The 9,742-nt window shown below is 41.4% G+C and carries 7 protein-coding genes and 1 pseudogene; 6 read left to right on the top strand and 2 right to left on the bottom strand.

Annotated features, from left to right (window positions below; translation table 11 throughout):
• Positions 1 to 89: 89 nt before the first annotated feature.
• Both mprF and FD07_RS11090 read left to right on the top strand, forming a co-directional pair.
• Positions 90 to 2,690: a bifunctional lysylphosphatidylglycerol flippase/synthetase MprF gene (gene mprF, locus FD07_RS11095; protein WP_020090472.1), complete on the top strand. Its 2,601-nt coding sequence runs from the start codon at positions 90 to 92 to the stop codon at positions 2,688 to 2,690.
• A gap of 148 nt (positions 2,691 to 2,838) precedes the next feature.
• Positions 2,839 to 3,891 (top strand): IS30 family transposase, encoded by a 1,053-nt coding sequence (locus tag FD07_RS11090; RefSeq protein ID WP_010620018.1) that lies wholly within the window; start codon positions 2,839 to 2,841, stop codon positions 3,889 to 3,891.
• A 117-nt stretch (positions 3,892 to 4,008) separates the two neighbouring features.
• On the opposite strand, the gene FD07_RS11085 is transcribed toward FD07_RS11090, so the two are convergent.
• Positions 4,009 to 5,976, bottom strand: a complete 1,968-nt coding sequence (locus FD07_RS11085; protein WP_056990128.1) for a DUF262 domain-containing protein — start codon at positions 5,974 to 5,976, stop codon at positions 4,009 to 4,011.
• A gap of 342 nt (positions 5,977 to 6,318) precedes the next feature.
• On the opposite strand from FD07_RS11085, the gene FD07_RS12775 reads away from it, so the two are divergent.
• From FD07_RS12775 to FD07_RS11065, 4 genes and pseudogenes are all read left to right on the top strand, one after another.
• Entirely contained in the window at positions 6,319 to 6,396 is a 78-nt protein-coding gene (locus FD07_RS12775; protein ID WP_076661461.1) for a putative holin-like toxin, read from the top strand.
• Between the two features lie 232 nt (positions 6,397 to 6,628).
• Positions 6,629 to 7,930 carry a Y-family DNA polymerase gene (locus FD07_RS11075; RefSeq protein ID WP_020090487.1) on the top strand — a complete coding sequence of 434 codons (1,302 nt, stop codon included), beginning with the start codon at positions 6,629 to 6,631 and terminating at the stop codon, positions 7,928 to 7,930.
• The gene (locus FD07_RS11070) at positions 7,923 to 8,243 is read left to right on the top strand and encodes a hypothetical protein (RefSeq protein WP_020090488.1); all 321 of its coding nucleotides are present in this window, start codon (positions 7,923 to 7,925) and stop codon (positions 8,241 to 8,243) included. The genes FD07_RS11075 and FD07_RS11070 overlap by 8 nt, the downstream gene beginning before the upstream one ends.
• A pseudogene (locus FD07_RS11065) lies at positions 8,236 to 8,551 on the top strand (hypothetical protein); the annotation flags it as partial. The gene FD07_RS11070 and the pseudogene FD07_RS11065, both read left to right, overlap by 8 nt.
• Positions 8,552 to 8,676: 125 nt before the next feature.
• Here the strand turns inward: FD07_RS11065 and FD07_RS11060 are convergent.
• On the bottom strand, positions 8,677 to 9,414 hold the full coding sequence (locus FD07_RS11060) for a helix-turn-helix domain-containing protein (RefSeq protein ID WP_003553108.1): 738 nt from the start codon (positions 9,412 to 9,414) through the stop codon (positions 8,677 to 8,679).
• Positions 9,415 to 9,742 lie beyond the last annotated feature (328 nt).

Genomic DNA, 9,742 nt, shown 5'->3' with positions numbered 1-9,742 from the left:
TCGGATTAATTTTACAATCTACCAAATGGAAATCAAAACGTTATAAATTCAAGATTAAATACAGATAATCTAGGGAAAGGAGAATTTTTTTGAAGGCAACGTTACAGAAAATCGGGACGGCACTCAATAAACGCATGGGGATCATCAAAGTATTATTTGTATTCTCTGTCCTGTTATTTGTGATTACGGAAGTCGGCAAAATTGCGAAGGAAGTCAGTGGCGCGCAGTTGGCAAATGCGCTTGCTTCGCAAAGCTGGTGGCATCTGTTGAGCATGGTCGTGATTGGTATTATCGCAGTGACACCAATGCTGACGTATGACGTCATGATTACAAAGTTTTTACCCAACCACTATTCACTTGGATATGTCTTAAAAGCTGGATGGATCACCAATACATTTACGAATATCGGTGGTTTTGGGGGCGTGCTGGGCGCCTCACTGCGTGCTAACTTTTATAATCGCGAAGCCACTAAGAAACAAATCGTGTTTGCCATTTCCAAGATCGCTTTGTTTTTAGTTTCGGGATTGTCATTATATTGTATGATCTCACTCGTGCTAGTCTATGGCTTTGGCATTGGGAACATGTATGGCAGTTACTGGATCTGGCTCGTCGGTGGTGCACTGTATTTTCCAGCTATCTTTATTTTTACACGGGTCAACGATTCGGAATTCTTCGATGGCCTTACGCTCGGCAACGTCGTTCGGTTATTGAGTGGGTCGTTTGGTGAATGGACTGGCTGTGTGCTGTTCTTCTTATTAATTGGAAACTTTATGGGATTACCCATTGATTTTGCAGCAGTCGTGCCGTTATTCGTGATTGCTTCGGTTGTCGGTGAAGTGTCAATGGTACCCGGTGGTATTGGGTCATTCGACGTTTTCATGATTTTTGGTCTCAGTGCGGTCGGAGTTTCTCGACCAGACGCCGTCGTATGGCTCTTATTTTACCGGTTATTCTACTATATTATCCCGTTTGCCATCGGGCTGGTCTTATTCATCCATGACACCGGCCATCGCTTAAACGTGCGCTTAGTGGGTATTCCTAAGCAGGCATTACAACGTGTTGCTCAGATGGTACTGACGGTTTTTCTCTACTTTTCTGGTTTTCTGATGTTGTTGATGTCAACGGTCCCTATCTTTGCATATAGCAATAAACTCTTCTTACAGTTTTATCCGTACACCTTTTTCTTTATTAATCAGGCCAGCAGTATTATTATGGCCTTCTTACTGATTGGGGTGGCGTTGGGAACTGCTGGCCGGGTCAAAAAAGCTTTTTGGCCAACGGTGATTGTCCTGCTGATTGCAATTTTGAATACGATTCGCTGGCTCGTCGTTTATGATGCAATTTCGATGAAATTTGTGATTTTCTTGATTGTGATTCTAGCGCTAGTGGCTTTGTCGCGGCATGCTTATTATCGTGATCGGTTGGCTTTTTCGTGGGGGCAAACGTTGTGGGTTAGCTGCGTGTATGTGGTGACCTTTATCTTGTATACGATTGTGGGGGTCTATAACGCGCCCCAAATTCATCATCGGCATGCGGTTCCTGAAGCTCTGTTCTTCCCATCACAAAAGCTCTGGTTATTTGGGGTGATTGGGTTAGTCTTAGCGGCAATGATTTTGATTATTATGTACCGCTACTTTGCGAGTGGCTATAACGCCCGATTGCGTCAAAAGATGGATGCGGCTCGGGTCAAACAAGTGATTGAAACTTATGGCGGCAATGAAATCTCACACTTGGCTTATTTGAATGATAAGTTAGCATATTACTATCAAGTCGATGGGGTCGATCAACTGATCTTCTTATACCAGCAGAAGGCTGATAAACTGATCATTATGGGAGAGCCATTCGGTAATCAAGCGGTATTACAAGCTGCCTTGGAACAGTTATTGGATGACGCAGATAGTGACGGTTGCTCGCTAGTCTTTTACGAAATTAGTGAGATGCTGACGATGCGCCTACACGAAATGGGCTTTGACTTTATCAAAACCGGTGAAGAAGGGCACGTCAAATTGGCAGACTTTAGTTTGGCTGGTAAACGGCTACGGGGTGAGCGGGCCCTAATGAATAAGTTTACCCGGGATTATGAGTTTGCCATCTTGCAGCCACCGTTCAGTGCCAACGTTATGGCTGAATTACGAGCTGTTTCGGATAGTTGGTTAGCAGGTGAGACGGAAAAAGGATTCTCGCTCGGATTTTTTGATGAGCAGTATCTCAATCAGGCACCCGTAGCGGTCGTTTATGATCCTGACCACCGAATTGTCGCGTTTGCGAATATTATGCCGCAGGGAAATCATCAGACGACTTCAATTGACTTAATGCGGTCAAGCAAATCGGCGCCATCCGGCATTATGGACACGGTCTTTGTGCACCTATTTGAACAGGCGCGTGACGATGGCTATGCTTATTTCAATATGGGAATGGCACCGTTATCCGGTGTGGGGGTTTCACGCTACAGTTTTATTCAAGAAAAAATTGCTCATTTAATTTACGAATATGGCTACCAGTTATATGGTTTTCAGGGATTACGGTCGTACAAAGAGAAGTATGTGACCGAGTGGGAACCGAAGTACATTGCGTACCGAAAACGTAATTCACTAATTTTCACCATTTTACAATTGCTACAAGTCGTTAATACCCGGGTGCACAAGTCTGAGCGGCACCGGCCAGTATGGTTGTTGAAACGATTGAAATAACTGAATCATGCACGTTGTTGATAAGACGCGCATTTTAGAATCAAGTTAGCCACTGTCTCAAAATTTTTTGGACAATAAAAAACATCAAGAACAGATATCCTGTATCATTGAAGTTCCTACACAAACAATGGAAGAGGATGTTGTCTTGATGCAGAAACAGGATAGCACACACCGCCAAAAAGGTCAGCACTTAACATCACTCGAGCGCGGAAAAGTGGCCGGATTCCGCCAAGCTGGGAAGTCCAATCGTTGGATTGCTGCTGAAATTGGCGTCTGCCCGCAGACCATTAATAATGAAATCAAGCGAGGTACAGTAGATCAGGTCAAGAAGAGTAATGGCAAGCGCGTCTACCATCGACAATACCTACCAGAGGCTGCTCAGGCACGTTACGAGACTGCACGCTTGAGCTGCCATCGTCCTGACAAGTTCGCCAGTGTACAGGTCTTCTTAGCCTGGTACGTACAGCGAGCTAAGCAGGACAAATGGTCGCCGGATGCTTCAATCGGCTATGCCAAGCGACACAAGCTGTTTACTCCTGAAGAGCTTGTTTGTGCCTCGACTTTGTACCAGTACATTGACGACCAACGCCTAGAGATTCGAAATATCGACCTGTTGGAGAAGACTAAGCGGAAGACCTCTCACCAGCACCACACCAAGGCTAAGCGCCTGGCTGGCCGCAGTATCGAGGAACGGCCTAAGGTCGTTGAACGACGCAGGCAGTTTGGTCACTGGGAGATGGATACCATTGTCGGTAAACGCAATGGCAAGGAGAGCGTCATCTTGACTCTGATTGAGCGCAAGACCCGTTGCCAACTTCTCCGCTTGATCGAAGGACGAGATGCAGACTCTGTGAGCTATGCATTGCGTGGAATCAAGCGCGAATGGGGAGCTTGCATCAAGACCATCACAGCAGACAACGGACCCGAGTTCACCGCCTTAAATACTGCTTTTGCTGGGACGGAAACTGAGATCTTCTACGCCCATCCTTACACGTCCTGCGACCGTGGCACCAACGAGGCACATAACCGGATGATCCGCCAGGACTTCCCTAAGGGCATGTCCCTAGATGACATTAGCCCTAGTCAAGTGCAGGCCACGCAAGACCGCTTGAATCAGTTGCCTCGCAAACAACAGGGCTACTGCACACCCCAGCAAAACTTTGAGGCCGAAGCTCGGCGCGTTCGCCGCATGGCCCAGTAGTCTCTCTAGCGCCACAACTTCTATTTGATAACGGCCTGTTCTGGGATTATCCTCAACGACTGGCTAACTTGTTCTTGCAATTTACGGAATCTATTATTCGCAAGGTACTCACATACATTATTTCACCGTATATGAGACTTGGTCTGTAATATCACAAATCTCAGAAATCTTGGCAATAATGGCTAGAATAACCGAAGCGGAGAAATTTGTTTCGATTACGGTACCATTTTCAAGCGTGGCCGGTGCGTTGTGAGGCCTAAAGAGCATTCGACTTATCTGATTGTTTTCTTTAATCCGATCATAATTAAGACTATCCCTATTCCAAAGATCATTGAGGAAGATTTTCAACATTTGTTTCCATGTTTTTACTGGATATTCGTTTTCATTAATTGTTATTTGAACAGCGGCTTTACCCGTCACATCAACTGTTTGATCAATTGTGTACTCACCAGTAATTTCTTCTTCATTAACTTCTTTGATGTTTGGCATCGGAAAGATTTGGATTAACTCATCTGTTAACTCTTTAGTGCGGTCGATAATTGCTTCTTTTCCCCATTGATTATACGTTTCAGAAACTTCTCGAGTAAGAGAAACATTTGAGTCCTTATAAAATTCTTTTTTCTCACTATAAGGCTTATTACTCATCTCCTGATTATATTTAGTTAAAGTCAGGTTACCAAGCGTACCACCATACTGTTCTTTAACCTTATCAGCATTAGCAACCTGAAGTCGCCATTCTGCGTTCAATCGTTGTGGCATGATATGCTCAACCTGTGCATCATCAAAATTAATTGTTTCTCGAGTCCTATGTTCTTCAAGGATCACCAATGATAATTTTGCTAAATGATTTCTTTGATGATAAAGGTCCACTTCCATCAAACTTTCCAATAACTTTCGATTGTCTGGAAAGTTTGCCTTTAGCAACCGAAGTAACCTGAGGCGTAGGTTACCACCCTCTTTAGATAAATCACATAGGCCTACGACAATTTTATTTAAACCATTTGTTGGCATTTGACATGCCTTTAATCGGAAAAGATAACCTTCCAAAATATGTGCTAACTGAATGGCTTCTTCTTGATTAATTTTTGCTGTATCTACTAAATCCATTAATAGCATTAGATAAGGAAATACAACCTTACTATCCATCACATTGATATGCTCTAATATCTTATTAAACCGATCATCAGCAGATTTGTGATTCAAAATTTGATCGTAGTAACTAGCAAATTTAAAGAGGTCAGCGAGAGCTTGTTCGGAACTTAACCCATTTGAAATGAAGTAGTCCTTATAGCTACTATATACACCATTTTTTTTAACTGACGTATGTGTTTTGACAACCAAATAATGCCGAATAAATTCAGCAAATGTTTTAGTAGCAAACATACGCTCAATTTTAACCCAATAATTTTTATATAATTTCGTTTGTTGCTGTGAATCAAGTCTCATTAATAGGAAGTTTCGAACTAGATCAGAAGGTGATAACGAAACTCCCGTCGAATTTAAACTCTCAAAAATAACTTGTGGATTTTCTTCATTTGGATCGCTACTTAACTCAATGTAAACCATATTAAAATGGTTCATCGCTTCATACAGTTTAGAACTATCGATGTCACTGCTTTTAATCAGTTTTTGAAAAAGGCGATAATTATCGATAACTTTTGAAGGCTTATCAAAATCTAACCTATTCATTACTGAATAAAATGCTTCATAGTCATGTTCAACCGGTTTTAGTTTAAGATGATTATTATCATCCAGATATTTATTAGTTAAATACTCTTCCTCAATTTCCGCTTGGTCGTGTTCATCAGCAACCGACAATGCTTTTAATAGTAAAGTTAAGCTTGTTAAGCGCTGCTGACCATCAATAATGCGATATATATGACTCATCTTATTACCGGTTTCGGTAACATAAACAATTGCACCAATAAAATGATCAGTATTAGTTTGCGCCGCAACGGTTAGGTCTTTAAATAATTGTTTACATTGTTCTCTATTCCACTCATAATTTCGCTGGAAAACAGGAATTTCAAAAATTGTTTTACCACTCTCCAGGAAATCAAATAAGTGTATGCTATCAGCTTTCATACTATTCTTCCTCCCCAAATTCGCGTTGTACTATTTCTGGCAGCGTACCTTCTTGCTTAATTTACGTCATTAAATTCGTTCAAGTTATTTCTTGCAATCTGCCATACATTATGACCTAGCAGTTAAAAACTGTTTTTACAGATATAAATATAGTTTTCTTACTGATTCTTTAATTTTATATTTGGTTAAAGAGCTAGGCTGCCTGTATAATAGATCCAGTAGAGAAGTTAAGGCGGTGGCTATTTCCAATCGGAGGTGGTGCTTATGGTGTTAAACCTTTAAAGCCCATAAATCCTAACGAAAGGAGTAGCCTAAGTGTCCGTGTCGGACGCTTTACAATTAATGCTGGCTTTCGGTACTTTTATCGTGGCCTTAATCGCATTAATTGTTGAGCTGATCAAAAGTCAGCAAAAAAAATAACCGCCTTAGCTTGGCAGAGCTAGCGGTTATTTAATCGTATTAAATTATGCCACCGTCTTTAACGGCTCTACATGGGAAGTCCTGTTCTAGCGGGGCTTCCTTTTTCTGTCTATATTATAGCATGACTATAACTGACTTTCGACTATTTTTAATCAGCTTTCTAGCAGTTTAAGGGAACGTACGTTTGCTTTTTGTGCTACAATACAGGTAAAAGCTAACGGAAGTGATCTAAATGTTTTTTGATGATGAACCGCATGGCGTGTTTTTCTTAATCGATAACAAGTCCTTTTATGCTAGTTGCGAAGCCGTTGCCCGGGGCCTTAATCCCTTAAAAGTCCCATTAGTGGTCCTTAGTGAAGCTGAAAACACCAATGGCGGGCTCATTTTAGCCACGTCACCCGAAGCTAAGCACTTATTTCATCTTAAAGCCAACGTCTCCCGTAAACGTGACTTACCCAATGACCCCAGGTTGTGGGTCGTGCCACCGCGCATGAACCTTTATATTCAACGTAATTTGCAGATCAATCAGATCTTTCATCAATTTACCACTGAACAAGAGGTTTGGCCGTATTCGATTGATGAAAGCATTCTTGATATGACCCATACTTGGCGGCTGTTTGGCAATTCCGTTCGCGAAGTGGCGCGCTTGATTCAAAAGACAGTTCGGCAAAAGCTAGGCTTGTATACCACCGTGGGAATTGGTGACAATCCGGTGCAAGCTAAATTAGCCTTAGACCTTTACGCTAAACATAATCATGAATTGATCGGTGAAATCCATTACGAAACTGTGCCGGATAAGATTTGGACAATTGACGAATTAACGGACGTTTGGGGGATTGGCCCCCATATGGCTAAACGTTTGAACCGCCTTCAAATTCACAATATGTATGAGCTAGCCCACACTAACCCATATTTACTCAAACAGCAGCTTGGCGTCATTGGTAGCCAGTTATTTGCTACGGCCTGGGGAATTGATCGCGCAAAAGTCACGGAACCAACTAAGGTTAAAGAAGCTAGCCTGGGTAATTCGCAAGTATTGCCACGAGATTATTTTAACCAAGTCGAAATTGAAACCGTCATTAAAGAAATTGGGGAACAGGTGGCGGCGCGGCTTCGGCACCACCATAAACTGGCCGGTTGTCTATCGCTAAGCATTGGGTTTTCCTATGCCGCAGCTGAAGCAGATGGCCGCGGTGGCTTTCACCAGGCTTTAAAAATGGAACCAACTAATGACAATCAAGTTTTGACACAACAATTATTGTGGTTATTCCGTCAGAATTGGGACGGTCAAGCTGTCCGGAATATTGGTGTTTATAGCAGTAAACTAAGTGCCAACTCCGGCCAACAACTTAATTTATTTGAAACCCCGCACAACCAAATTCGCCGTAGCCGGTTAAACCAAGTGATTGATGAAATTCACCGGCAATTTGGGTTCACCAAACTAGTTTACGCGACCAGTTTATTAAAGGGAGGCACCGCTATCAAGCGGGCTTCACTAGTGGGCGGACATAATGGAGGCAATAGCTATGAATAGCGATATAGAGATTATTAAGGGGCGGTTAACCTTATTGTTTAAGCGGCGTCCCCAAACCCGCTATTGGTTAATGTTGACTAATGACACCTACGATCAGACCTATAATCTGTTTTTTAACAGTCAACGGGCTAATGAGCGCTTGCAATCTGTTCCCTTACATAAATTAGCTCACTATGATTTAGCTGGTTTAGAAAAATTACTAAAAGCATTACGACAAGATATAAAGCTAACGATCGAATTTGTCGGCTTTACTGGGGAACGGTGGCCTGCAAGCCAAAAGCTGATTCAACGAAAGCGGGTGCCCCTTGAATAATCAAGAATTTGATTTAGCCACGGTTAAGCATTTTTTTGAACATGATTACCATGACCGGGGCATGATGAAATGGCAGGGATTCTATTTATCCGATCATACTGCCGCATTAAACCAACAGAACCAGCAGTTGAATGCAGTATACGTTCCACGACCGCAACAATCCTTAGCAACAATTACCGAGGTATTGGCGGACGCATATCAGCGTCAGCAACCAGTGACCATTCAATTAAAAACGGTTGACCAAAACAACCGTCATTTGCCAGATATCACCACCTTGATCCATGGCTACAATGCCAATGATATTGTGANTTCTAGCTCTCCGTATTTTTCTTAACACTTTATTTGCTAGGCTTCGTCTTACACCGGTAATGAGTCGATACCCTAATAACCTAACACTTCATATACAGAATGTGACTAATCAATACTAATTTTTTTAATTGAACGGCCACCACAGAAATCGTTTAGTAATCCGTCTTTCTGCATGAGCATCGTAAGCTACATAATGATTCCCAGTTTGTTCACGCATCATTAGAGGAATTTGCGCACGAGAGACTAGACGAACATTTGAAACATAGGAGCCTTTATGAGCAACAAGTGCCCAACGCTGTTTAGAACTATATTGTCCGGTATAAAACTTTAGCCAACTACCACTCCCAAAAGGATCATCAGCTACAAACGCATCAACTTGTTGCGGGGTTTTAACAGCAGCAACATGTTTATTTTTACCATCACTATCAATGATAGTTGTCTTTTCTCTCTTCTCTGGGACCTGGTTAGGTAGTACCGCATAACCATATTGAACTCTTAAAAAAGGATTGAAACGATCAATCCATTCATTTTGGCTAGCACGTCCGTATCCTAATACACTTAACCATAAAAATATAAGAATAAAGATCGCTGAAACAATCATCAAATAGCGTTTATACTTGTCTTTGTCTCGTACGTCCTGACTAATTTTGTTAACCATCAAATTTCCATCACCTTTAAGTAAAATATCTAGAGGAACAGCTAAAAATTCACTTAAATTTACTAATGTGTCTAAATTTGGATAACTTAAATTGTTTTCCCAGCGTGATAGCGTTTGACGTGTCACATGTAATTTATCAGCCAATTGTTGTTGGGTTAAGTGCAGTTCTTTTCTTCTTTTTCGTAACACATTAGCAAATTGCAATTTAATAGTCCTCCTTAACTTTTAAGATAGCAGAAATCTCATGAATGTAACGCAATTACCATGTTACATTCATGATTATTCGATCTTAATCGAGAAAAAATTGGCTTTTAACGCCAATTGAGCTTAATTTGATGTGTTTATTAGTAGCTTGAAAATATTTTTTCTCTGGTGTTATTTTCAAATTCTGTTTCGTGAATGTTTTAATTTGCTTTTGTTATATTAGTTATATTGTTGATAAGATTGAATGTCATCTTATTCAGATAAGAGCGAGACATACCGCAAGCAAGAACATTGCGATACATTTTTTTAGAGAGCGTAAAATATCTTG

Source organism: Levilactobacillus parabrevis ATCC 53295, assembly GCF_001434055.1.
Taxonomy (GTDB): domain Bacteria; phylum Bacillota; class Bacilli; order Lactobacillales; family Lactobacillaceae; genus Levilactobacillus; species Levilactobacillus parabrevis.
Note: the sequence above shows the minus strand (reverse complement) of the source record. Positions and strands in the feature narration are given on the sequence as shown.

Coding starts and splice junctions, on each gene's coding strand:
- FD07_RS11090 (WP_010620018.1), top strand. CDS start 2,839: ATGCAGAAACAGGATAGCACACACCGCCAAAAAGGTCAGCACTTAACA.
- FD07_RS11085 (WP_056990128.1), bottom strand. CDS start 5,976: ATGAAAGCTGATAGCATACACTTATTTGATTTCCTGGAGAGTGGTAAA.
- FD07_RS11070 (WP_020090488.1), top strand. CDS start 7,923: ATGAATAGCGATATAGAGATTATTAAGGGGCGGTTAACCTTATTGTTT.
- FD07_RS11075 (WP_020090487.1), top strand. CDS start 6,629: ATGTTTTTTGATGATGAACCGCATGGCGTGTTTTTCTTAATCGATAAC.
- FD07_RS12775 (WP_076661461.1), top strand. CDS start 6,319: ATGCTGGCTTTCGGTACTTTTATCGTGGCCTTAATCGCATTAATTGTT.